Here is a 20,833-nt window from a genome sequence, read left to right as displayed (position 1 = left end):
CATGAGCACCGATGCCGTCGCCGTTATCGGCTTCGTTTCCCTGTTCGCCCTGATGCTGCTGCGCGTGCCGGTCGGCATGGCCATGGGCCTCGTCGGCGTCTCCGGCTTCTCCTATCTCGTCGGCGCCACGCCGGCGCTGAAGCTGGTCGGCCAGACCTCCATGCGCACGGTGACCGACTACACCTTCGGCGTCATTCCGATGTTTCTGCTGATGGGCTCCTTCGTCAGCAATTCCGGCATGAGCCGCGAGCTATTCCGCGCCGCCAACGGCTTTGTCGGCCATTTGCGCGGCGGGCTCGGCATCGCCACCGTCGGTGCCTGCGGCGGCTTTGCCGCGATCTGCGGCTCCTCGGTCGCGACCGCCGCGACCTTCTCCGCGGTCGCGTACCCCGAGATGCGCCGCTTCGGCTACCCGCAGTCGTTTGCCACCGGCGTGATCGCGGCCGGCGGCACACTGGGCGCGATGCTGCCGCCCTCCACCGTGCTCGCCGTCTACGGCATCATCACCGAGCAGGACATCGGCAAGCTGTTCATCGCCGGCATCATCCCGGGCATTCTGGCGATGACCATGTACATGATCACGATCTTCCTGATCGGCTATTTCCGGCCGGACTTTCTGCCCAAGGGCAAGGTGCTGCCGTGGCGCGATCGCTTCGCCGGCCTGAAGGACATCTGGGCGCCGGTGCTGCTGTTCGTGTTCGTGATCGGCGGCCTTTACGGTTTGCCCTATTTGCCGCGCTTCACGCCGACGGAAGCCGGCGGCGTCGGCGCTGCCGGCGCCTTCATCATCGGCGTGGCGACGGGCCGCCTCGACCGCGAGAAAATTCTGGCGTCGCTGCTGCAGGCGACGCGCACGGCGGCCGCCGTGTTCACCGTGCTGATCGGCGCCTTGATCTTCGGCTATTTCCTCACGGTGACGCAGACCCCGCAGAAGGTGACGGAATTCCTCACCGGCCTTGGCCTCGGCCCCTACGGCGTGCTGGCGCTGATCATGGTGATGTATCTCGTGCTCGGCTGCCTGATGGACGCCATGGCGATGATCATCCTCACCGTGCCGATCATTTTCCCCGTGATCATGCATCTCGGCTTCGACCCGATCTGGTTCGGCGTCATCATCGTCATGACGGTCGAGCTCGGCCTGATTCACCCGCCGGTGGGCATGAACGTCTTCGTCATCAAGAGCGTGGTGAAGGACGTTTCCTTCTCCACCATCTTCAAGGGGGTGATTCCGTTCGTGGCGACAGACCTCGTGCGCCTCGTGATCCTGATCGCCTTCCCGCTGCTGGCGACATGGCTGCCGACGCGGATGATGGCGCATTGAGAAGGTGAAGCGATGACCACGCCGGCGCTGGAAACCAGATACGTCTTCACCGTCACTGCACGTATCGGCGACGTCGTCACCGCCGGCGAGACCGGCATCGGCATTCGCCGCATCATCCCGATCATCGGCGGCGAGGTCTCGGGCGCGATCGCCGGCAAGGTGCTGCCGTTCGGCGCCGATTTCCAGACCATCCGCCCCAACGAGCTGATTGATCTCGAAGCGAAGTACGCTTTCGAAACCAACGACGGCGCCATCGTCTATGTCGAGAACAAGGGCATGCGCTTCGGCCCGGTCGAGCTGTTACAAAAGCTCAAGCGCGGCGAGCCGGTGGATCCTAAACTGATCTATTTCCGCACCGTGCCGAAGTTCGAGACCGGGCATGAGAAGTACCGCTGGCTGATGCAGCACATTTTTGTCGGCTCAGCAGCGCGGCATGCGGACCGCGTCGTGATCGACGTGCATCAGGTGATGTGAACGCGTGGCGCCGCACCAAGGGCCGGCTGGTCCATTGACATTGCCACTTATGTAGCGTATACGCTACAGATGCCGACGATCAAGAGAACCGACGAATTCTCTGACTGGCTTAGAAACCTGCGGGACCGGAGAGCGAAGGCAAAAATCCTGGCCCGGATCGATCGGCTGGCGCTCGGCAATCCCGGAGACGTTGCTCCGGTCGGAGGCGGCATCAGCGAAATGAGAGTTCACGAGGGCGCTGGATACCGGATCTACTACGTTGCCCGAGGCGAGGAGATCATCATTCTTCTTTGCGGTGGCGATAAAGGCTCTCAGCCAGGGGACATAGCGTTGGCAAAGAAGATCGCGAGCGAATTGGAGGTCTGAGCAATGGCAAAAGTGAAATCCTTTGATACTGCGGAGTACCTCGACAGTCCGGAGATGGTTGCGGCCTATCTCACCGAAGCCTTTGAATCCGACGATCCGTCCGCAATAACGATGGCAATCGGCGCCGTAGCCCGCTCTCAGGGCATGGGCGCCATTGCCGAAAAAGCCGGTCTATCCCGTGAGAACTTGTATCGCTCGCTTGGCGGCGAGGCCAAACCCGAATTCGGCACTGTGATAAAGGTTCTCCACGCCATGGGTATCAATCTTGTGGCGCAACCCCAAAGCGGAACTAAGGCGGCGTAGCGGCCGGATAGCATCGGCGTCCGCGATATTCATCCCAATCTTGCGCGCCGGGCATTCGGGTACGGGCTCTGTACCCGGACTGTCGTCCCTTTTCCGGACGATGCATCGGCTTCCCCGCTGACAGCCGTATTGACTCCCCCTGAATTCGTTATACAACATAACTATTCTGACAAGGACGCAAATGACACAGGGAAACGCCGAGACCGCTGACGCGGGCGCCTCCGGGCTTTTGAAGATCGAGCGGGCGGACCGGGTTTTGACCGTCGGCCTCAATCGGCCGGCCAAGCGCAATGCGCTCAACGACGGCATCATCCTGGAAATCGGCGAGTGTTTTGCGTCCCTGCCCGAGGATATCGGCGCGGTCGTCATCCACGGCATCGGCGACCATTTCTCCAGCGGTCTCGACCTCTCCGAACTGACCGACCATGATGCCACCGGCGGCCTTCTCCATTCCCAGATGTGGCACCGGGTGTTCGACCGCATCCAGTACAGCCGCGTGCCCGTGATCGCGGCGCTCAGGGGCGCCGTGATCGGCGGCGGGCTGGAGCTCGCCTGCGCGGCGCATATCCGTGTCGCCGAACCGTCGACCTATTTCGCGCTGCCGGAGGGACAGCGCGGCATCTTCGTCGGTGGCGGCGGTTCGGTGCGCCTGCCGCGCCTGATCGGCGTCGCCAGGATGATGGACATGATGCTGACCGGCCGCGTCTATTCCGCGACCGAAGGCACCTCCTACGGCTTTGCGCAATATGTCACGGAAGCCGGCAACGGCCTCGGCAAGGCGATGGAGCTTGCGACCAAGGTCGCCTCCAACGCGCCGCTGACCAACTTCGCCGTGCTCCAGGCGCTGCCGATGATCGCGGAGGCCAATCCGCAGACCGGCCTGTTGATGGAATCGCTGATGGCGACGGTGGCGCAGAGCGACAAGGAAGCCAAGCGCAGGATCCGCGAATTCCTCGAGCACAAGACCGCAAAGGTGAAGCCGAAATCATGAGCGCGCAGCCGTCCTCTTCCAGCATGGAGCGCGGCGCGAGCACTTCCCCGCTGCGGCCCATTTCATTCGGCGATCCCGTCGTGAATATCGAGCGGCGCGACGACGGCACGATTTACCTGCGGCCCAAACAGCCGCTCGGCGACTATCCGGCCCGCATCACCGACCGCCTGCATCACTGGGCGAGCGCAACGCCCGATCGCGTCTTCATGGCCGAGCGCGAAGGCGGTCGCGGCTGGCGCAAGATCAGTTACGCCGAGCTGCTCGCCGCGAGCCGGCACATCGCCTCAGGACTCATTGCGCGCGGGCTGTCGGCGGAGCGGCCGGTCGTCATCCTCTCCGGCAATTCGATCGACCATGCATTGCTGGCGTTTGGCGCGTTCTATGCCGGCATTCCGTTCTGCCCGGTGTCGCCGGCCTATTCGTTGGTTTCGAAGGATTACGGCAAGCTCTCCTACCTGATGAAGCTCCTGACGCCCGGCCTCGTCTTCGCCGAGGACGCCGACAAGTTCGCCGACGCGCTCGCGGCCAACGTCTCGCTCGGCACCGAAATCGCCGCGTCCTACGGCCACGTGCCGGGCCGCGACGTCACCTCGCTCGCCGACCTCATGGCAACCCCGATCCGCGGCGATCTGGACGAAGTCCACGGCAAGATCGGTCCCGACACCATCGCGAAATTCCTGCTGACCTCGGGCTCGACCGGCAACCCCAAGGCGGTCATCAACACCCAGCGCATGATCTGCGCCAACCAGGTGATGCTGCGCGAGACGCTCGCCTTCCTCAAGGACGAGCCGCCCGTCATCATCGACTGGCTGCCCTGGAATCACACTTTTGGCGGCAACCACAATATCGGGCTGACGCTCTACAATGGCGGCTCGATGTATCTCGATGCCGGCAAGCCGGTGCCTGGAGGCATCGACGAAACCGTGCGCAATCTCCAGGAGATTTCGCCGACAGTCTATTTCAACGTCCCCAAGGGATACGAGTCGCTGTTGCCTTATCTGCGCGACGACCAGGGCCTGCGCGCGAAATTCTTCGACCGGCTGCACGCGATGTTCTTCTCGGGCGCGGCGCTGTCGCCGTTCGTCTGGAACAGCCTCGACGAGCTCGCGGTCAAGGAAAAAGGCTACCGCGTGCCGATGCTGACCGGCCTCGGTGCAACCGAGACCGCGCCGTTCTTCATGTCGGTCAACCCGCGCACCAGCCGCTCCGGTCATGTCGGGCTTCCCGTATCCGGCAACGACGCCAAGCTGGTGCCGAACAACGGCAAGATGGAAGTTCGTTGCAAGGGACCGAACGTGATGCCCGGCTACTGGCGCCAGCCCGACATCACCGCGAATTCGTTCGACGAAGAAGGCTTCTACAAGCTCGGCGATGCGCTCAAGCCTGTCGATCCCGACGATCTCAACGCCGGCTTCGATTTCGACGGCCGCATCGGTGAGGATTTCAAGCTCGGCAGCGGCACCTGGGTCAGCGTCGGCCCATTGCGCGCGCGCTTCGTTGCGGCCTGCGCACCGCTGGTGCGCGACGTCGTCATCGCCGGCATCAACCGTGACGAAGTTTCCGCGCTCGTCGTACTCGATCTCGACGGCTGCCGGCTGATCAACCCGACGCTGCCGACCGACGATCTCGTCGTCGCGACCCGCGACCGGCTGGTGCGCGAGGCATTTCGCGAACGGCTGACCCGCTTTCTCGGCGCGGCCACGGGATCCTCGACGCGGATCACGCGCGCGATCCTCATGGACACGCCGCTCTCGATCGACAAGGGCGAAGTCACCGACAAGGGGTCCATCAACCAGCGCGCGGTGCTCGAGCATTGCAGCCTGCTGATCGAGGAGCTCTACGCTGCCAATCCATCGGACCGTGTGATATCGGTCGGCTAAGAAAACATCGCTACAGGGAGAACGCCATGTTGTTGAAGGATCAGGCAGTCATCGTCACCGGCGGCGCATCGGGACTGGGCGCGGCGACCGCGCGTAAGCTGGCGGCGCAGGGCGCCCGGGTGGCGGTGTGCGACCTCAATGCCAAGCTCGCGGAAACCGTGGCCGCCGAGATCAAGGGCGTCGCGGTGACCTGCGATGTTTCCGATGCGGCCTCCGCGGAAGCTGCGATCGCCCAGGCGACCAAGGCCCATGGACCAGCGCGCGTGCTGGTGAATTGCGCCGGCATCGGCGTTGCCAAGCGCGTCGTCGGCCGCGACGGCCCGATGGCGCTCGCCGATTTCGACAAGGTGATCAAGGTCAACCTGATCGGCACCTTCAACATGCTTCGCCTTGCCGCGAACGAGATGTCCAAGCTCGAGCCGCAGGCAACCGGCGAGCGCGGCGTCATCATCAACACGGCGTCGGTTGCCGCTTATGACGGCCAGATCGGGCAATCGGCCTATTCGGCCTCGAAGGGCGGCATCGTCGGCATGACGCTGCCGATCGCGCGCGAGCTGGCGCAGTTCGGCGTCCGCGTGCTGACGATCGCGCCCGGCCTGTTCCTCACGCCGCTGCTCGCCAACCTGCCGCAGGAAGCCCAGGACTCACTCGCCGCCGCAATCCCGTTCCCGCGCCGGCTCGGCCACGCCGACGAGTTCGCGGCATTGGCGCTGCACATGGTCGAGAATTCGTATCTGAACGGCGAAGTCGTGCGCCTCGACGGATCGCTGCGCATGGCACCGAAATAGGGCGCGACATATGTTCGTGAACCGGCGCGACGTCCAGATCCAGTGGGGTGACTGCGACCCCGCCAACATCGTCTACTACCCGCGCTATTTCGCGATGTTCGACGATTCGACATCGACCCTGTTCGAAGTCGCCGGGTTCTCCAAGCAGGACCTGGTCCGCAAATACGGTCTGGTGGGTATTCCCATGGTCGACACGCGCGCCAAGTTCTATATCCCCTCGACTTATGGCGACTGGATCACCATCGAAACGAAGGTCGAGAGCATCAAGCGCTCGAGCTTCGAGGTGAAGCACAGCGTCTTCAAGGGCGAAGCTCTGGCGATCGAAGGTTTCGAGACGCGCGTGCTGGTCGGCCGCGACCCCGTTAACCCCGACAAACTGAAATCGGCACCGTTTCCCGCGGAAATGGTAGCCAAATTCACGGGGAGCGAGGCCCGGAGCTAAATCGCCACATCACCAAAAGAGGGGGCTGAATTACCCCCCGATTTCTGCTTTCAAAGAAACACATAAAGGGAGGAATAGATGAAACGCTTTTACCTGACCGCCGCCGTCACCGCGGCCGCGCTTGCGCTGCCGGCCGTGCCCGCGCTGGCCCAGACCGCCGAGGTCACCATCGGCATCACCACCACCACGACCGGCCCGGGCGCAGCGCTGGGGATTCCCGAGCGCAATGCGCTGGAGTTCGTGCCGAAGGAGATCGGCGGCGTGCCGCTGAAGGTGATCGTGCTCGACGACGGCGGCGATCCCACCACCGCGACCACCAACGCCCGCCGCTTCGTGACCGAATCCAAGGCCGATATCATCATGGGCTCGGCGCTGACGCCGCCGACCATCGCGGTGTCGAACGTCGCCAACGAAGCCGGCATTCCGCATTTCGGCCTGGCGCCGTTCCCGATCACGCCGGAGCGCATGAAGTGGTCGGTGGCGATGCCGCAGCCGATCCCGATCGTGGGCAAGGTGTTGTACGATCACATGAAGGCCAAGGGCGTGAAGACCATCGGCTATATCGGCTATTCCGACTCCTATGGTGACCTCTGGTTCAACGATTTGAAGGCGCAGGCCGTGCCGATGGGCATAACCATCGCCGACGAGGAGCGCTTCGCTCGCCCGGATACGTCGGTGACCGGACAGGTGCTGAAGCTCGTGGCTGCGAATCCCGACGCCATTCTGGTCGGCGCTTCCGGCACCGCAGCCGCGCTGCCGCAGACCGAGCTGCGCGAGCGTGGCTATCAGGGCCTGATCTACCAGACCCATGGTGCCGCCAGCATGGACTTCATCCGCATCGCCGGCAAAGCGGCGGAAGGCGTTCTGATGGCGTCGGGCCCGGTGATGGACCCGGAAGATCAACCTGACGAGGCCGCCACCAAGAAGCCGGGCCTCGCGCTCAACTCGGCCTATGAAGCCAAGTACGGCCCGAACAGCCGCAGCCAGTTCGCCGGTCACTCTTACGATGCGTTCGAGATTCTCAAGCGCGTCATCCCGGCGGCACTCAAGACGGCGAAGCCCGGTACGCCGGAATTCCGCGAGGCGGTCCGCCAGGCGCTGCTGTCGGAGAAGGAGCTTGCGGCGAGCCAGGGCGTCTACAATTTCACCGAAAAGGACCGCTACGGCCTCGACGAGCGCTCGCGTATCCTGCTCACGGTGAAGAACGGCAAGTACATGCTGGTCAAGTAGGCACGGCCGCAGGATTGAGACGACGAGAGCCGGCCCGATGGGCCGGCTCTTTTCTTTTGGGATTGTGATTGGCAAGCGTGGAGTCAAATAGAGTTCGGCCAGCAGCAGCACTCTCTCCGTTCCCTCCCCCCTTGTGTGGGAGGGGCAGGGAGGGGGGTGCCACACGAGGATTCTCTCCGTCGCGCACCTGCCCTCATGCACCATCAACAACCAGTACCTTTTCCTGGGCCACCCCGCTCCCTAACCCTCCCCCACAAGGGGGGAGGGAACGCACGTTTCTCGGGCGCTAGATCGGTCTCATTCCATCAGGCATCAAGCCGCCTGCCGCAGCGGGGTCCAGGCGAACTCCGAATAGTAAGTGTCCATCATCCGGTCGACATAGGCGGTGAGGTTCGGGAAGCCTTCGGCGCGACGGCGCAGTGCGGATTCGAAGAACGGCGTCAGGATGCCGGCGAGTGCACCGAAGGCAGTGGCATCGACGCCGCAGGGCTTGTTGCCCATCAGATAGGATTTGTCGCCGAGCTGCACCGAGAGCGCAAACAGAGAGCGCACGGCGAGATCGACGTCGTCATCGGGCGCGTGCCGTCCGAGTCCGGAGAGCAAATAGTTCTCGGCGACACGGAATTGCGCGTCCTCGCGCAACTTCTCTCGATTGTGCTCCGGCGCGCCGTCGAAGAAATGCGCGGGCCCCTTGGCGAAGTTGACCGGGTCGACCCAGCGGGCCCCGACCAGTGCAAAATAAACGTGATGCTCGATCATGCGCTCGAATGCCCAAGCCTGTGCGCGCTCGGCAAGCGACAGACCGGCGTCGAAATCGAAGCCGTAGCGGCGCTCGATATGGGCGCGGATGAAGGTGGAATCGGCCACCGCCTCGCCACCATCGTCGATGAAAGGCAGCTGCCCCTTGGGAGAGGCTGGCGGCATCGCCCGCTCCTTCCGGTAGGGCAATCCCGCCATCTTGAGCTGCACCTCCGTCTTGGTGACGAAAGGGCTGATTTCCGGCAGGCCGAAGCCGGTGCCAAAGCCGTAAAGCGTGATCATGAAGGCTCTCCTGAACGACCGAAAGAGTTGAGGGAACTTAACCGCGGGCTGCTGCCACCATGGTGGCAGCAGCCGTGATATCTTCTGCGAAACGAGCCCCCCGCCAGGCGCGGGCCATGACATGACGGACCAGCGCGTCCGCGGACTGGACCAGGAAGCGAGCCACCACGGTCGCGAGCGCAAGGCGGAGATCGAGGACCATGAGATCAAGGGATACGAGACGGCCGAACACCCACGCGTACCAAGCTCGGACTTGCAAACGCGGGACTCGCAAAGGCTGGACCTGTAAAGGCTGGGTCCGCCACAGCGCAGCGGCCGGGCCAAAATGAGTTGGAATGATCATGGACAAATCCTCTTCAGTCGACGGGTTGACCCGGTATAGAACTCCCCTGCTGCCAACATCCTGTCAGCAGCCGCGCGCCGCCTTCTGAAAAAACCACCGACAAGAGACCCGTCATGAGACGCGCCGACCGGCTGTTTCAAATCATCCAGGTGCTGAGGCGCACGCGTAAGCCGCTGACGGCTGACGCCATCGCGGCCGAGCTCGAGACCTCGAAGCGCACGATCTATCGCGACATCGCCACGCTGATCGGCCAGCGCGTGCCGATCCGCGGTGAAGCCGGCATGGGCTACATCCTGGAAAAGGGTTTTGACCTGCCGCCTTTGATGCTGACACCCGACGAGATCGAGGCGGCGGTGCTGGGCGCGCAATGGGTCGCCGGCCATGCCGATCCCGCGCTGGCGCGCGCGGCTGAGGACTTGATGGCCAAGATCGCCGACACTGTCCCCGAACGCCTGCGTCCCTTCGTGCTGGAGCCGGCAAGCCGGGCCCGGCCGAGCTGGAACAGGGAGCCGGACCGCCTGGACATGGCACGGACGCGCACCCAGATCCACGAAGGCAAGAAGATCATGCTGCGCTATCGCGACGAGCAGGGCCGCGCCAGCGAGCGCATGATCTGGCCGATTTCGATCGGCTATCTCGAAGCCGTGCGCCTGCTCGCGGCCTGGTGCGAGCTGCGCGGCGACTTCCGCAGCTTCCGCACCGACCGCGTGGTGGATGCGAGCTATCCCGACGAGAGATATCCTGAGCGGCGCGACGTGCTGCGCGCGAAATGGCGGCAAAGCCTGGTCTGGGGCCCGCCCAAGGATACGTGAAGGACACGTGACGATGGACGAGAACGCCCCCGTCGACCTGTCGAGCTGTTGCCAGAGTTGCGGCGCCTGCTGCGGCTATTCGGCGAACTGGCCTCGCTTCTCGATCGAGAGCGACGAGGAGCTCGCCGCGATTCCCGAAGCGCTCGTCAACGCGCGTCAATCCGGCATGCGCTGCGAAGGCGATCGCTGTTCGGCGTTGCAGGGAGAAATTGGAAAAGCGACCGCGTGCGGCATCTACGCAGTGCGGCCGGAGGTGTGCCGCACCTGCATGCCGGGCGATGCCGAATGCGCGATGGCGCGGCGGAAATTCGGGCTGCCAATTATCGCGAGCGTTTAGGCCGGGACGGCTTCGCTGATCTCGTCGTCGATCTCGTCGTCCAGCGGCGCGAGCACCGAGAGCGGCTTGGTCGACAGCGTGATCGGCTTGCGGCCACCGGACAGCGATGGCGAGGATTTCGCCGCGCCTTCGCGCGCAAGAGCGTAGAGCGTCGAACCGACACGGCCGCCGTTCTCGATCAGGTCGCGCTCGTTGCAGCTGCTTGCGATCGCGACCGCCAGCGAGTGCAGATGGCTGCGGCGATAGCAGAACAGCGCCAGCCTGGCGCGTGCGTCAGGGGAAACACTTTCAACCAGCCTCGGCAGGCCACTCTCGCTGGCGCGGTACATCTCGCCAAGGAGCTCGTCGCGGACCGGGCACGAATCGCCTTCAAAGGTATCGCGGCTTGAAAACATTGCAGTTCTCCCTCGTCTGGGAAGATGCAATGCAATTCTCTAATGAAAGGTTAACCACGCTGCCCGGTAGTCGCCCGGGGTGCTTGCGCGTGGGCAGCGAATCAATGGGCTGGAAAGGGTTTCTCTGTGGCCATCCTTCGAGACGCCCGCCTTCGGCGGGCCCTCAGGATGAGGTCTGTTTCTGCTGAAAGATTCTCACCCCTCATGGTGAGGAGGCGCGAAGCGCCGTCTCGAACCATGCAGGCCCGACAGCCACTTCAGAGGGCCGCCGTCCTTCAGTTCGCCGCCATGAAGATGGAGAGGCCGAAGCCGGTCAAATGGTGCAGGGCCTGGTCGACACCGATCAGGGTCCAGAACCAGGGATGCGCAAGGTCGACGCCGAAATTGGCCGAGACGAGGCCCTTGGCGCGGTCGATCGTGATGTGGATCACGAAGTCGATCAACGCCACGAACCAGAATTTCGGCGCCACGATCAGGATCAGCGGCAGCGCAACCGCGAGGTGAACCAGGCAGTGTACCAGGAGCGGCAGGGCCCAGCCGTGCTTCTGGTCCTTGCCGTGCGCCATCCAGGCGGTCTGGAGGACGAAATCGGCGATGATGTGCTTGAACGTCAGCAGCAACATCCAACCAATGAGGGCTTCGACCGGAACCGCCGATGACAGGGGTGGAAACGACAAGGCGCCCTCGTTGACGTGACAAGAAGAATTGGAGCGTTCAGCGCAATCTCTTCCTGGACCGGTCAAATCGCCGGGACTTGCGATTTATGACACCTCCCGCGGCGGAATGCAGCCGGGGGGAACCGGAAAATCGCCAACTGTGGCTAACTGGTGATAGGATGGCCAATCGCCGCGGCCGACTTGAGTAAGGTTACCTTCGGCTCGGAATTTGCATTCCGCGGGCTGCGCGCTATCATCGCCGGTAGAGAATATCGTTCTTTTTTCAGACGTTTACGAATTGCAGGGCGACCGCAGCGATCACATCCGCGAGCCGCCCGCCACCGGAAGCATAAGGCCAGAGTGCTGCCATGAGTACTGAGGGCCCGACCTCATCGCCGATCGAGCCACCGCCCCGGCGAGCCAAGGTGATCAAGACCAACCAGCAGCAGGTCTTCCTCTACGTCGTGCTGACCCTGCTGTTGTCGCTTGCCACCGTCTGGGGCGGCCGCATGCTGGTGCATAATTCGGAGACGCTGACCTTTGCCGTCGGCGCCGCCAACAGTGACGAGGCGCTGTTCGCGGCCAAGCTCGCCGCCGTCCTGAAGAACAATGCCTCGCGCTTCCGGATCAAGATCGTCAACAACGCCGACAACGCCAAGGCGATCGTCCAGTTCGACCGCAAGCAGGCCGACCTCGCGGTGCTGCGCACCGACGCCAAGGTGCCGCTGCGGGCACGCACGCTCGCGATCCTCGAGCACGATCTCGTGCTGCTGCTCGGGCCCGGCAACAAGAAGATCAAGTCGCTCGCCGAGCTGAAGAAGAAGAAGGTCGCCGTCCTCGCCGACAGCGAATCCTCGCTCGCCTTCGTCCGCGGCATCCTCGACATTCCCGACGGTCCGGACGCGGCGAAGATCCAGATGGCGCCGCAGGGCGCAACGCTCGACAAGCTGTTCGCGCCGGCGAGCGGCTTTGGCGCGGTCGTCGCCCTCGTTCACGCCTCGCGGGCGGTGCGGGACAAGGCGTATGAGCAGGTCGCCAGGCGTGGCGGCTTCACACTGAACGCGATCGACGAGGCGAAAGCGCTGGCGCGCAGGATCCCCGGCATTTCCAGCGAGACGCTGACGGCGGGGACGCTGTCTGCATCGCCGGAAATTCCCGACGACGATCTCGACACGATCGGTCTCGAATGGTTGCTGGTCGCCCAATCCAGGATGTCGCCGACGGCGGCCGGGGAGCTCGCGCGCACCGTCTACGAGAACAAGTCCGCGCTCGGGCTCGACAGCGGCTTTGCCAGCAGAATCGAGCCCGCCTCCGTCGAGAAGGACGCCTTAGTGATGGCGCATCAAGGGGCGGCCGACTACATCAACGACGACACCAAGTCGTTCATGGATAAGTACAGCGACCTGATGTATCTGGGCGCTGCCGCGCTCAGCGTCATCGGCTCGATCTTCGCCGCGATCTACGCCAAGATCACCCGGATCGCGCCGGAGAAGGCGAGCGAGCTCTCCACCGCCATTCTCGACATCGGTGAGCGGATCGAACACGCTCATTCGCTGGACCAGCTCGAATGTCTCCAGGACGAGCTGGAAGGCATTTTACGCGGCGCCGTCATCGGCCTCAGAGACGGCACGATCAGTACCGACGGGCTCGACACGTTCAAGCTCGGCTACGAATTCGTCCGCGACGAGATCGGCATGCGCCGCGACTACCTCAAGCGCCATGCCGGCGAGGGCGAGAAGGCAGCTCAGGATGTGGCCGCTCCCCACCACGACGAGAGCAACGTCGTGGTGGTGAAGACAGCTCAGAGTGCCTGACCTATCGAAGCTCGACTGCGGCGGCCATCCTTCGAGACGCCCGCCTGCGGCGGGCTCAGCGACCGGGGGGCCGTGTCAGGGAACCGTCCCCGTCCACAACCGTTTGCTCCCGAATACAACCGGAGACCGCGCCATGCGTGCACTCCTCATCATCTGCCTGCTGGGAATGCTGGCGGCGGTTGGCTACTTCGCTTATTCCGCGATGACGGTCGAGGGCGAGCCGATCCCGACGGAAGGCTATGTGGCGCTGGCGCTGGGGGCCGGGTTTTCCGTTGTTGTCGGCATCGGCTTGATGGTGCTGCTGTTCTTCAGCAGCCGTCGCGGCTACGACAAACCGCCGCATTTCAAGTAGCGGCGCGTGGCCGGCGGACGCGCCCGTCGTTGACGACCTCGGCCCGGGCAGGCACTTTGGCACCGAGGTTCCAGCCGGGGACCGCAAAGACAAAACCGAGCCGCCTTCCCGCATGTCCAAGCCGCTGATCTCCGCTATGGCCCAGTTCGCGGCCGCCACAGCCGGCCGCAACATGACCAGGGCGGCCTACGTGGCCGTCGCCGTCGGCGTGCTCGCCACGGTGCTCCTGACGGTCAACCCGGCCTATGAGACAGCGCATCGCTGGGTCGATGCCCTGCTTTGGACCTGCCTCGTCTACTTCGTGTTCGAATGGGTGGTCCGGCTACGCCATATGGCGCGACAGGGGCGCCTTGCACTCTACATGTCCTCCTCCGCCGGGCTGGTCGACGCGGTCGGAGCGTTGGCTGTGCCGGCCGCGTTGATTCTCGGGATCGAGCCCAGGACGGCGTGGCTGCTCAGCGTGCTCTGGGTGCTGAAGGTGGTGCCGGGCATTCCCGGCCTGCGGCAGCTCCGCCGCGTGCTGGTGCTCGAATCGGGACCGCTGGTCAGCGTGCTCGTGATCTTCCTGATGGTGGTCTTCCTGGCCTCGGTCGCCGAATATTTCCTGGAGCGGGACGTGCAGCCGCAGACGTTCGGCAGCGTCCCCGCCGCGCTGTGGTGGGCCGTCGCAACCCTGACGACGACGGGCTATGGCGACGTCGTGCCGGTGACGCCGCTGGGCCGGATGGTGGCGGCGCTGGTGATGATCTCCGGCCTCGGTGTGTTCGGCCTCTGGACCGGCATCCTGGCGACCGGCTTTGCCGCCGAGACCCGGCGTGACAACTTCCTCAAGACCTGGGAATCCGTCAGCAAGGTGCCGTTCTTCGCGGCGCTTGGACCGGCCGCCATCGCCGATGTCACCCACATGCTGCGCACCATGGAGCTGCCGGCGCGCACCATGATCATCCGCAAGGGTACGCAGGGCGACTGCATGTATTTCATCGCCGCCGGCGAGGTCGAGGTCGACCTGCCCGGCAAGAAGGTGCAGCTCGGCGACGGCGCCTTCTTCGGCGAGATGGCCTTGCTCGGCAACAATTTGCGCGGCGCCAATGTCTCGACCACCAAGGTGTCGCGGCTTCTTGTGCTCGACCTCGTCGACTTCCGCGTGCTGATGGCACGGCATCCCGATCTCGCCGAGACCATCGATGCAGAGGCGAAGCGGCGCACGCTCGAAAACAAATAAATGGAGACAAGAATGTCGGATATCACCGACGCGGCCTCTGGCCCCGTGCTCGAAATCACCGGCGCACGCGCCACCATTCGCCTCAACAGGCCCAAACATCTCAACCGGCTCCAGGCCGAGGATCTCGGCGAGCTGGTCAAGCTGTTCGACCGGGTCGAGGCCGATCCCGCCATCCGCGTGCTGGTGCTGACCGGCACGGGACGGGCCTTCTCCGCGGGCTACGATCTCAATTCCGTTGCCGAGCGCGCGGTCAGTGCGAGCGAGCAGCAGAGCGCGGGCTCGGCGTTCGAGGTCGTCGTCAATCGGCTGGAGGATCTGGGCGTACCCACGATCTGCCGGCTCAATGGCGGCGTCTATGGCGGCGCGACCGATCTCGCGCTCGCCTGCGATTTCCGCATCGGGGTCGATACCGCGGAGATGTTCATGCCCGCGGCCCGGCTCGGGCTGCACTATTACAGCAGCGGCATCAAACGCTACGTGACGCGGCTCGGCGTCGACAATGCAAAAAAACTGTTCCTGACCGCGCAAAAGATCAGCGCGCCGGAGATGCTGCGGATCGGTTACCTCACCGATATGGTGGCGGTCGAGTTTCTGGACGAGGAGGTCGACAAGCTCGCCAACATTCTCGCCGGCAACGCTCCGCAGGCGATGCGCGGCATGAAGCGCGCGATCAACGAATTTGCCCGCGGCGAACTCGACCAGCAAGCCGCCGACCACCGTCACCGCGACAGCATGCGCGGCGACGAGATCAAGGAAGGCATCAAGGCGTTCGCGGAAAAACGACTGCCTCGGTTTTGAGTGAGATGGACATTATTTCGCAACAGCGCGCCACACCCTCAGTGTCGTCCCGGCCTAGTGCGCCTTACCCACCGGCGGCCGCAGCATGCTGCGCAGCCATCTCGGCATCGGCCGCAGTGATACGCTGGAACGCCGGCCGCGCCGTCATCCGTTCGGCATAGCGGACGAACACATCCTTCTTCGGCACGATGCCGAACATCATGGTCCAGCTGAACGCGACGCCCCACAGCACATCCGCGGCCGTCATGCGCTCGCCGAGCAGATACGGTCCCTTCGACAGCTGCGCCTCGAGCGCGCCGAGCATGATGTCATAGTCGGCATACGGCGATTGCGTGATCGGTGCCGGCTCGCGCTGCATGAACTTGTCGATCAGGGCCGGCTCGAAGGATGAGCCGTAATAGGCGATCCAGCGCAGATAGGGGCCGCGCAGCGGATCGTTCAGCGCAGGCGTCAGCCCCGCCTCCGGAAACAGATCGGCGAGGTAGATGGTGATCGCGACCTGCTCGGTCACAAGCTGCCCCTGGTGGCGGATCGCCGGCACCTTGCCGAGCGGGTTGATGGCGAGATAGGCCGGCTGGCGCTGCTCGCCGGCCTTCATGTTGAGGACATGAAGATCATAGGACGCTCCCAGCTCCTCCAGCAGCACCCGCGTGCCGGTGGCCCGGGTTTGCGGCGAATAATATAACGTGATGCGGTTCGGATCGGTCATGGCGGTCTCCATCTGGCCGGCTGGCGATGGCGTTGTAGCGGACCATACCTGACATCCTGTGTCAGGTATGGTTTAAGAGATCATGCGCGCGAGCCGGATGCTGTCGATCCTCACCACCCTCCAGGCCAAGAGGCAGGTCACCGCGCCCGAGCTCGCGGAGGCCTGCGAAGTCTCGGTGCGCACGATTTACCGCGACATCGATGCGCTCGCGGCGTCCGGCGTCCCTGTCTATGCCGACCGCGGTGCGGAGGGCGGCTATCGCCTGCTCGACGGTTATCGCGTACGACTGAACGGTCTGTCGCAAAGCGAGGCGGAAGCGCTGTTTCTGGCGGGATTGCCGGGCCCGGCGGCGGCGTTCGGGCTGGATGCGGCGATGATCGCCGCACAGAACAAGCTGATGGCCGCCCTGCCCGCCAATTTGCGCGAAGACGCGGGACGGATGCAGGAGCGTTTTCATCTCGACGCGCCGGGCTGGTTCGGCGAGGCGGAAGAGCCAAAGCATCTGCGCACCATCGCTGCCGCGACCCTGCGCGGGACACTAATCAAAATCCGTTACCAGAGCTGGCGCGCCGAGAAGCAGCGCCGCGTCGCGCCGCTCGGTCTCGTGCTGAAAGGCGGCAGCTGGTATCTCGCAGGTCTGGTCGACGGCAGCGTGCGGACCTATCGCGTCGCGCGCGTGCTCGACTGCATGGCGCTCGACGATCGCTGTGAGCGGCCCGCCGGCTTCGATCTCGCCGGCTATTGGCGGGACGCAACGCTGCGTCTCGAGGCCGAGATGCATCCCAATGTGGCGGTCGTCCGGCTGTCGCCCTTCGGCGTGAAACTGCTCGATGCACTGAGCCAGCCTTACGTCAGGGCGCGTACGCAGCTCGAAGAGACCGCAGATGCTGACGGCTGGCGCATTGCCAGAGTGCCGACCGGCAAGACGTCATGGCATGCCGCGGCCGAATTGTTGCGGCTCGGGCCCGAGGCCGAAGTGCTGGAGCCGGCCGATCTGCGCGAGAAGATGACCGAGCTGACAGAGGCGATGGCTGTGCGCTATCGCGCGGCGCGGAAAAGAGGACGGCGGCGCAATGCGCCGCGACCGACGAAACACTCCTGAAACACGATTCTCCCCTCCCTGCATGAACGCATCCGCGTTTCGGCTCGACCGAGATGCAGGGACACAACAACGGCCCTTTGCGCCATACTGGAGAATGAAGATGTTTCGTAAGCTTGCACTTGGTCTGATCGCCGCCGGCTCGCTCGGCGTTGCCGCTCTCGCCCCCACCGCCGCGTCGGCCCACGGCTTTCACCATCACTGGGGTCCCAGCTGGGGCTTTGGCGGCGTCTACGTCAACAGCGGCGTCAACAATTGCTATCAGGAGCGCGTCGTCCAGACCCGCCACGGCCTGCGCGTCCGCGTCGTGAACGTGTGCGCGTACGGGATCTACTGATATCCCCGCATTCACGACAAAGCCCCGATCGCACCGCGATCGGGGCCTTTGCGCGTCGAATTTTCTTCCGCTAGCCGCCCTGACGTTGCCGGCGAAACCAGGCCCAGGTCTCGCGCGTGGTCCTGATGTAGCCGCGGCCACGATGGACGATCTCGCCGTCGACGATTCCGTTCAGCTTTGGCAGCGCGTGGAACGGGATCGAGGGATAAGCGTGGTGCTCGACATGATAGGGCATGTTCCACGCGATCCATTTGACGATCGCGCCGGTGTAGGTGGTGCGCGTGTTCTGGAATGCGCTGCGGGTACGCTCGCAGCCGGTGTGCTCGGCGTAGAGATAGGGCCGCAGGAAGAACTGCCCAATGATCAGCGGGACGATCCAGACCCAGAGCAGCAGCGCGGAAGAGAACCACAAGGACAGAACGAGCAGCAACGCATAGAGCGCGGCATAGGCGCGCGCCTCGGTGACGATGATGGCGCGCCTGTTCTCGGGAATCCAGGGCACGACGACCTTGCCGGTGACGGCATGGCCGAGCATCAGCCGCAGGCGTCCGGCGACCTGAAGCACGCCGCTATAGGCGAGCGCGAGCTGCGTGTCGGATTTCGGCTTGACGCCGACGACCAGCTCGGGGTCCTTGTCCGGATCCTGCGTGTAGCGGTGATGGTCCCAATGGAACAGGCAATAATATTCGTAAGGCAATCCGATGATGAAGCCTGAGAGATAGCCGACCACGAGGTTGAGGCCGCGGCTTTTGAACGCAGTCTTGTGCGCCGTCTCGTGCACCGCCATGAACAGGAAGGCGACGAGATAGCCCTGCACCGCCATCAGCGGCAACGCCCAAAGGACACCCCAGGTCGAAGAGACCCTCCAGATCAGCGCGCCGACCAGTACGACCAGGCCGTAGTGGCTGAGGCTTTGCGCGGCGCCCCTGAGGTTGGAGCGCACCGACAATTCGCGCAGCATCGCCGGCGCCAGCGGCTTCAGCCGATGGCCGGAGTCTGAAACGGTTGCGTCAGTCATGATCGGATGCCTGTCCTACTTGCCGAGAAGCTCCGCGATCTCGGCCTTGATAAAGGCCTGATCGCGCGGATTGTTGACGGGGTTGCCGGCGCGATGGCCGTGCAGCGACGCGATCGGATGCAGCACCGCAGAGCGCGCATTGACCAGCCGGCCGAGTTCGTCCTCGTTGTCGCGCACGTCGAAATAGCGGTCGGTCGCACCGGGCATCAGCAGCATGTGGGCCGTGATCGCACCGAGCGCGCGATCGAAATCGCCGTTGAATGTGGCGCAGCGACTGATATCGCCGTTCTGCCAGATCCCAATCTGCGCCAGGAGATCGTTGGCATCGCGCCGGGCAAACGCCGCGTCCCAGCTGCGGGCGAGATAGTCGTCCAGCGAGGTGAAGCCCGCTTCGCGCCAGATCTCGTCGCGATAGAAACCGTGCGACATCGCCCAACCCGCGTAGACGCGCCCCATGGCGCGATAGCCTGCGACGGGCTTCTCGGCGAAGCGGCCGTCGCGGAAGGCGGGGTCGGCGGTCAGCGCGGCCTTCACGCTTTCCAGGAAGACGTAATTATAGGCCGCGCAGCGGGCACTGCCGCAGACGACGGCCGCCCGCTCGACCATATCGGGATGCAGCGCCGCCCAGTGATAGGCCTGCATGCCGCCCATCGACCAGCCATAGACCAGGGCAAGCTTCGAGATGCCGAACCGCTCGGTGAGCAGCCGGTGCTGGACCGCGATGGCATCGTGATAGGTCAGGATCGGGAACGGCGCGGCGGTATTCGACGGCGAGGACGACAGCCCGTTACCGAACAGATTCGGGATGATGATGAAGTACCGCGTAGGGTCGAGCATCCCGTCGGGGCCAATCAGCCACTCGGTGTCGGCGTGCTGCGCGCTGAACGAGGTCGGATAGAGAATCACGTTGTCCTTGTCCGGACTGAGCGTGCCGTAGGTCTTGTAGGCGAGCTTGAGCGAAGGGACGACGACCCCGGACCGGAGCGCGACGTCGCCGGCCTCGAAGATCTCGTAGTCGCGCCCTGCCGTCATGGACCGAACTCCCGCTCACGCGGCAAGCGCGCCGCGGAAACAGCGATGCATCGATCATGCCGGTCCCGCAGACGCATCGTCGCGTCACGCTTAATAACTGTACTTATAGTCCATTTATTGTGGACGAGCAAGATAAATGCGGTCTCGCGCCGGCTCATGCGATGGCGGCCAGATAGCGCGCGACAGAGGCCGCGAATGCGGCCTTGGCGCCTGCGGCGATGTTGCGATCCCACCAGGCGCCGTAGACGCGGTCGAAGGCCAGCGGCTCGACGGCAGCCGCAATCCGTCGCACCGCGGCGGCGTTGAGCGGCATGTAGTTCGGATAGGAGTACATGAAGCTGACGAAGCGGCGATCCATCGTGACCTGCGCGATATCGCCGGTGAGCAGCGCACCCCTGCCGTCCGCACCACTCGCATGGTGCAGCATGGTGGCGCCGGCGAAATGACCGCCGGTGCGCAGCAGCAGCACATCGTCGGAGAGGCGATGGCTTTCGCCGGTCCAGTGCACGATCGAGGAATGCGGACGCGTCACCCATTGGCGATCATCGGCGTGCAAATAGACCGGCACGCCCCCGAACGCCTCGCTCCAGTCGGCGAGCGCGCCATAATAATGCGGATGCGAGATCGCAATCGCCTTCAACCCGCCGAGCGACCGCACATGCGCGATCGCCTCCGGCGTCGCCAGCGGGATGCAGTCCCACATCAGCCAGCCGTCCGCGAGCGGCACCAGCAGCGCGCGCTGACCGATGGCAAAGCTTGGCTCGAGCGCGATGCCGGTCAGGCCGAGATCGTCGCGCCAGACCATGCGGTGACGTTCCGAGAGCGCCTCGCGCGTGAGGAAAGTCTGTCCGTTCCAGCCGACGTATTGCCGTTCGTCCTCGCAAATTTCACAGGACGTTGGCGGATTTTCGCCCGGAAATTGCGCGCCGCAGGTTTCGCAGGTCCAGAGGGGCATGCCGTACTCCCGACAAAGACGATCCAACGTCAATAGGGAATTGCTGGCCGTGATCGCAAGCCCCGCCGACCCGGCGAAACCTGGAACCAACCCGATCAGCGCTCGTTAAACTCTCGTC

Annotated in this window: 25 protein-coding genes; 17 read left to right on the top strand and 8 right to left on the bottom strand. The window is 64.2% G+C overall.

From position 1 onward, the window contains the following. Position 1 precedes the first annotated feature (1 nt). From ABIB91_RS05000 to ABIB91_RS04960, 9 genes are all read left to right on the top strand, one after another. Positions 2–1,321: a TRAP transporter large permease gene (locus ABIB91_RS05000; RefSeq protein WP_354159524.1), complete on the top strand. Its 1,320-nt coding sequence runs from the start codon at positions 2–4 to the stop codon at positions 1,319–1,321. 12 nt (positions 1,322–1,333) lie between these two features. Then, complete coding sequence (locus tag ABIB91_RS04995) at positions 1,334–1,795, top strand: DUF3237 domain-containing protein (RefSeq protein ID WP_354159526.1); 462 nt, start codon at positions 1,334–1,336, stop codon at positions 1,793–1,795. A gap of 69 nt (positions 1,796–1,864) precedes the next feature. Beyond that, a complete protein-coding gene (locus ABIB91_RS04990; RefSeq protein WP_354159528.1) occupies positions 1,865–2,161 on the top strand; it encodes a type II toxin-antitoxin system RelE/ParE family toxin in 297 nt (98 codons plus the stop codon). Positions 2,162–2,164: 3 nt separating this feature from the next. Then, positions 2,165–2,464 carry an addiction module antidote protein gene (locus ABIB91_RS04985; RefSeq protein WP_007599661.1) on the top strand — a complete coding sequence of 100 codons (300 nt, stop codon included), beginning with the start codon at positions 2,165–2,167 and terminating at the stop codon, positions 2,462–2,464. 181 nt (positions 2,465–2,645) lie between these two features. After that, positions 2,646–3,455, top strand: a complete 810-nt coding sequence (locus ABIB91_RS04980) for a crotonase/enoyl-CoA hydratase family protein (RefSeq protein WP_007605285.1) — start codon at positions 2,646–2,648, stop codon at positions 3,453–3,455. Beyond that, positions 3,452–5,335, top strand: coding sequence for a feruloyl-CoA synthase (locus ABIB91_RS04975; protein ID WP_354159530.1), 1,884 nt, complete (start codon positions 3,452–3,454; stop codon positions 5,333–5,335). The genes ABIB91_RS04980 and ABIB91_RS04975 overlap by 4 nt, the downstream gene beginning before the upstream one ends. A gap of 26 nt (positions 5,336–5,361) precedes the next feature. Continuing rightward, entirely contained in the window at positions 5,362–6,123 is a 762-nt protein-coding gene (locus ABIB91_RS04970; RefSeq protein ID WP_219682940.1) for an SDR family NAD(P)-dependent oxidoreductase, read from the top strand. Positions 6,124–6,133: 10 nt separating this feature from the next. Then, entirely contained in the window at positions 6,134–6,565 is a 432-nt protein-coding gene (locus ABIB91_RS04965) for an acyl-CoA thioesterase (protein ID WP_007599654.1), read from the top strand. 78 nt (positions 6,566–6,643) lie between these two features. Beyond that, positions 6,644–7,795, top strand: coding sequence for an ABC transporter substrate-binding protein (locus ABIB91_RS04960; RefSeq protein WP_354159533.1), 1,152 nt, complete (start codon positions 6,644–6,646; stop codon positions 7,793–7,795). Positions 7,796–8,107: 312 nt separating this feature from the next. Here ABIB91_RS04960 and ABIB91_RS04955 read toward each other — a convergent pair whose 3' ends face one another. Continuing rightward, positions 8,108–8,836 carry a glutathione S-transferase family protein gene (locus ABIB91_RS04955; RefSeq protein ID WP_354159535.1) on the bottom strand — a complete coding sequence of 243 codons (729 nt, stop codon included), beginning with the start codon at positions 8,834–8,836 and terminating at the stop codon, positions 8,108–8,110. 37 nt (positions 8,837–8,873) lie between these two features. Further along, on the bottom strand, positions 8,874–9,179 hold the full coding sequence (locus tag ABIB91_RS04950; RefSeq protein WP_354159537.1) for a hypothetical protein: 306 nt from the start codon (positions 9,177–9,179) through the stop codon (positions 8,874–8,876). 113 nt (positions 9,180–9,292) lie between these two features. On the opposite strand from ABIB91_RS04950, the gene ABIB91_RS04945 reads away from it, so the two are divergent. After that, positions 9,293–9,991, top strand: coding sequence for a helix-turn-helix transcriptional regulator (locus tag ABIB91_RS04945; protein WP_007599649.1), 699 nt, complete (start codon positions 9,293–9,295; stop codon positions 9,989–9,991). A 13-nt stretch (positions 9,992–10,004) separates the two neighbouring features. Continuing rightward, positions 10,005–10,328, top strand: a complete 324-nt coding sequence (locus ABIB91_RS04940) for a YkgJ family cysteine cluster protein (RefSeq protein WP_007599647.1) — start codon at positions 10,005–10,007, stop codon at positions 10,326–10,328. Here ABIB91_RS04940 and ABIB91_RS04935 read toward each other — a convergent pair. Together ABIB91_RS04935 and ABIB91_RS04930 are read right to left on the bottom strand one after the other, a co-directional pair. Further along, positions 10,325–10,723 carry a hypothetical protein gene (locus tag ABIB91_RS04935; RefSeq protein WP_219682946.1) on the bottom strand — a complete coding sequence of 133 codons (399 nt, stop codon included), beginning with the start codon at positions 10,721–10,723 and terminating at the stop codon, positions 10,325–10,327. The two genes, ABIB91_RS04940 and ABIB91_RS04935, sit on opposite strands and share 4 nt — an antisense overlap. Positions 10,724–10,998: 275 nt before the next feature. Beyond that, positions 10,999–11,346, bottom strand: a complete 348-nt coding sequence (locus ABIB91_RS04930; RefSeq protein WP_018458457.1) for a DUF3307 domain-containing protein — start codon at positions 11,344–11,346, stop codon at positions 10,999–11,001. Between the two features lie 401 nt (positions 11,347–11,747). On the opposite strand from ABIB91_RS04930, the gene ABIB91_RS04925 reads away from it, so the two are divergent. The 4 genes from ABIB91_RS04925 to ABIB91_RS04910 all read left to right on the top strand — a co-directional run bounded on the left by ABIB91_RS04925 (position 11,748) and on the right by ABIB91_RS04910 (position 15,565). After that, positions 11,748–13,193, top strand: a complete 1,446-nt coding sequence (locus ABIB91_RS04925; protein WP_354159540.1) for a TAXI family TRAP transporter solute-binding subunit — start codon at positions 11,748–11,750, stop codon at positions 13,191–13,193. A 133-nt stretch (positions 13,194–13,326) separates the two neighbouring features. Then, entirely contained in the window at positions 13,327–13,545 is a 219-nt protein-coding gene (locus ABIB91_RS04920) for a hypothetical protein (protein WP_354159542.1), read from the top strand. Between the two features lie 112 nt (positions 13,546–13,657). Further along, complete coding sequence (locus ABIB91_RS04915) at positions 13,658–14,767, top strand: cyclic nucleotide-gated ion channel (RefSeq protein ID WP_354159544.1); 1,110 nt, start codon at positions 13,658–13,660, stop codon at positions 14,765–14,767. Between the two features lie 12 nt (positions 14,768–14,779). Next, positions 14,780–15,565: an enoyl-CoA hydratase/isomerase family protein gene (locus ABIB91_RS04910; protein ID WP_354159546.1), complete on the top strand. Its 786-nt coding sequence runs from the start codon at positions 14,780–14,782 to the stop codon at positions 15,563–15,565. A 64-nt stretch (positions 15,566–15,629) separates the two neighbouring features. On the opposite strand, the gene ABIB91_RS04905 is transcribed toward ABIB91_RS04910, so the two are convergent. After that, on the bottom strand, positions 15,630–16,274 hold the full coding sequence (locus tag ABIB91_RS04905) for a glutathione S-transferase family protein (RefSeq protein ID WP_354159548.1): 645 nt from the start codon (positions 16,272–16,274) through the stop codon (positions 15,630–15,632). An 82-nt stretch (positions 16,275–16,356) separates the two neighbouring features. Here ABIB91_RS04905 and ABIB91_RS04900 point away from each other — a divergent pair, with 82 nt between their 5' ends. Together ABIB91_RS04900 and ABIB91_RS04895 are read left to right on the top strand one after the other, a co-directional pair. Further along, positions 16,357–17,376 carry a helix-turn-helix transcriptional regulator gene (locus tag ABIB91_RS04900; protein ID WP_354159550.1) on the top strand — a complete coding sequence of 340 codons (1,020 nt, stop codon included), beginning with the start codon at positions 16,357–16,359 and terminating at the stop codon, positions 17,374–17,376. A gap of 100 nt (positions 17,377–17,476) precedes the next feature. Next, positions 17,477–17,710 (top strand): hypothetical protein, encoded by a 234-nt coding sequence (locus ABIB91_RS04895; RefSeq protein ID WP_007599629.1) that lies wholly within the window; start codon positions 17,477–17,479, stop codon positions 17,708–17,710. Between the two features lie 70 nt (positions 17,711–17,780). Here the strand turns inward: ABIB91_RS04895 and ABIB91_RS04890 are convergent, their stop codons facing one another. The 3 genes from ABIB91_RS04890 to ABIB91_RS04880 all read right to left on the bottom strand — a co-directional run bounded on the left by ABIB91_RS04890 (position 17,781) and on the right by ABIB91_RS04880 (position 20,715). Beyond that, positions 17,781–18,728, bottom strand: coding sequence for a fatty acid desaturase (locus ABIB91_RS04890; protein ID WP_354159553.1), 948 nt, complete (start codon positions 18,726–18,728; stop codon positions 17,781–17,783). Positions 18,729–18,743: 15 nt separating this feature from the next. Then, positions 18,744–19,760: an alpha/beta fold hydrolase gene (locus tag ABIB91_RS04885; protein ID WP_354159554.1), complete on the bottom strand. Its 1,017-nt coding sequence runs from the start codon at positions 19,758–19,760 to the stop codon at positions 18,744–18,746. Between the two features lie 154 nt (positions 19,761–19,914). Beyond that, positions 19,915–20,715: an MBL fold metallo-hydrolase gene (locus tag ABIB91_RS04880; protein ID WP_354159556.1), complete on the bottom strand. Its 801-nt coding sequence runs from the start codon at positions 20,713–20,715 to the stop codon at positions 19,915–19,917. Between the last annotated feature and the right edge of the window lie 118 nt (positions 20,716–20,833).

The organism is Bradyrhizobium sp. JR4.3, assembly GCF_040547695.1.
Taxonomy (GTDB): domain Bacteria; phylum Pseudomonadota; class Alphaproteobacteria; order Rhizobiales; family Xanthobacteraceae; genus Bradyrhizobium; species Bradyrhizobium canariense.
Note: the sequence above shows the minus strand (reverse complement) of the source record. Positions and strands in the feature narration are given on the sequence as shown.

Coding starts and splice junctions, on each gene's coding strand:
- ABIB91_RS04965 (WP_007599654.1), top strand. CDS start 6,134: ATGTTCGTGAACCGGCGCGACGTCCAGATCCAGTGGGGTGACTGCGAC.
- ABIB91_RS04990 (WP_354159528.1), top strand. CDS start 1,865: ATGCCGACGATCAAGAGAACCGACGAATTCTCTGACTGGCTTAGAAAC.
- ABIB91_RS04880 (WP_354159556.1), bottom strand. CDS start 20,715: ATGCCCCTCTGGACCTGCGAAACCTGCGGCGCGCAATTTCCGGGCGAA.
- ABIB91_RS04890 (WP_354159553.1), bottom strand. CDS start 18,728: ATGACTGACGCAACCGTTTCAGACTCCGGCCATCGGCTGAAGCCGCTG.
- ABIB91_RS04930 (WP_018458457.1), bottom strand. CDS start 11,346: ATGTTGCTGCTGACGTTCAAGCACATCATCGCCGATTTCGTCCTCCAG.
- ABIB91_RS04945 (WP_007599649.1), top strand. CDS start 9,293: ATGAGACGCGCCGACCGGCTGTTTCAAATCATCCAGGTGCTGAGGCGC.
- ABIB91_RS04910 (WP_354159546.1), top strand. CDS start 14,780: ATGTCGGATATCACCGACGCGGCCTCTGGCCCCGTGCTCGAAATCACC.
- ABIB91_RS04950 (WP_354159537.1), bottom strand. CDS start 9,179: ATGATCATTCCAACTCATTTTGGCCCGGCCGCTGCGCTGTGGCGGACC.
- ABIB91_RS04995 (WP_354159526.1), top strand. CDS start 1,334: ATGACCACGCCGGCGCTGGAAACCAGATACGTCTTCACCGTCACTGCA.
- ABIB91_RS04900 (WP_354159550.1), top strand. CDS start 16,357: ATGCGCGCGAGCCGGATGCTGTCGATCCTCACCACCCTCCAGGCCAAG.
- ABIB91_RS04975 (WP_354159530.1), top strand. CDS start 3,452: ATGAGCGCGCAGCCGTCCTCTTCCAGCATGGAGCGCGGCGCGAGCACT.
- ABIB91_RS04955 (WP_354159535.1), bottom strand. CDS start 8,836: ATGATCACGCTTTACGGCTTTGGCACCGGCTTCGGCCTGCCGGAAATC.
- ABIB91_RS04940 (WP_007599647.1), top strand. CDS start 10,005: ATGGACGAGAACGCCCCCGTCGACCTGTCGAGCTGTTGCCAGAGTTGC.
- ABIB91_RS04915 (WP_354159544.1), top strand. CDS start 13,658: ATGTCCAAGCCGCTGATCTCCGCTATGGCCCAGTTCGCGGCCGCCACA.
- ABIB91_RS04935 (WP_219682946.1), bottom strand. CDS start 10,723: ATGTTTTCAAGCCGCGATACCTTTGAAGGCGATTCGTGCCCGGTCCGC.
- ABIB91_RS04905 (WP_354159548.1), bottom strand. CDS start 16,274: ATGACCGATCCGAACCGCATCACGTTATATTATTCGCCGCAAACCCGG.
- ABIB91_RS04980 (WP_007605285.1), top strand. CDS start 2,646: ATGACACAGGGAAACGCCGAGACCGCTGACGCGGGCGCCTCCGGGCTT.
- ABIB91_RS04985 (WP_007599661.1), top strand. CDS start 2,165: ATGGCAAAAGTGAAATCCTTTGATACTGCGGAGTACCTCGACAGTCCG.
- ABIB91_RS04970 (WP_219682940.1), top strand. CDS start 5,362: ATGTTGTTGAAGGATCAGGCAGTCATCGTCACCGGCGGCGCATCGGGA.
- ABIB91_RS04895 (WP_007599629.1), top strand. CDS start 17,477: ATGTTTCGTAAGCTTGCACTTGGTCTGATCGCCGCCGGCTCGCTCGGC.
- ABIB91_RS04920 (WP_354159542.1), top strand. CDS start 13,327: ATGCGTGCACTCCTCATCATCTGCCTGCTGGGAATGCTGGCGGCGGTT.
- ABIB91_RS04925 (WP_354159540.1), top strand. CDS start 11,748: ATGAGTACTGAGGGCCCGACCTCATCGCCGATCGAGCCACCGCCCCGG.
- ABIB91_RS05000 (WP_354159524.1), top strand. CDS start 2: ATGAGCACCGATGCCGTCGCCGTTATCGGCTTCGTTTCCCTGTTCGCC.
- ABIB91_RS04885 (WP_354159554.1), bottom strand. CDS start 19,760: ATGACGGCAGGGCGCGACTACGAGATCTTCGAGGCCGGCGACGTCGCG.
- ABIB91_RS04960 (WP_354159533.1), top strand. CDS start 6,644: ATGAAACGCTTTTACCTGACCGCCGCCGTCACCGCGGCCGCGCTTGCG.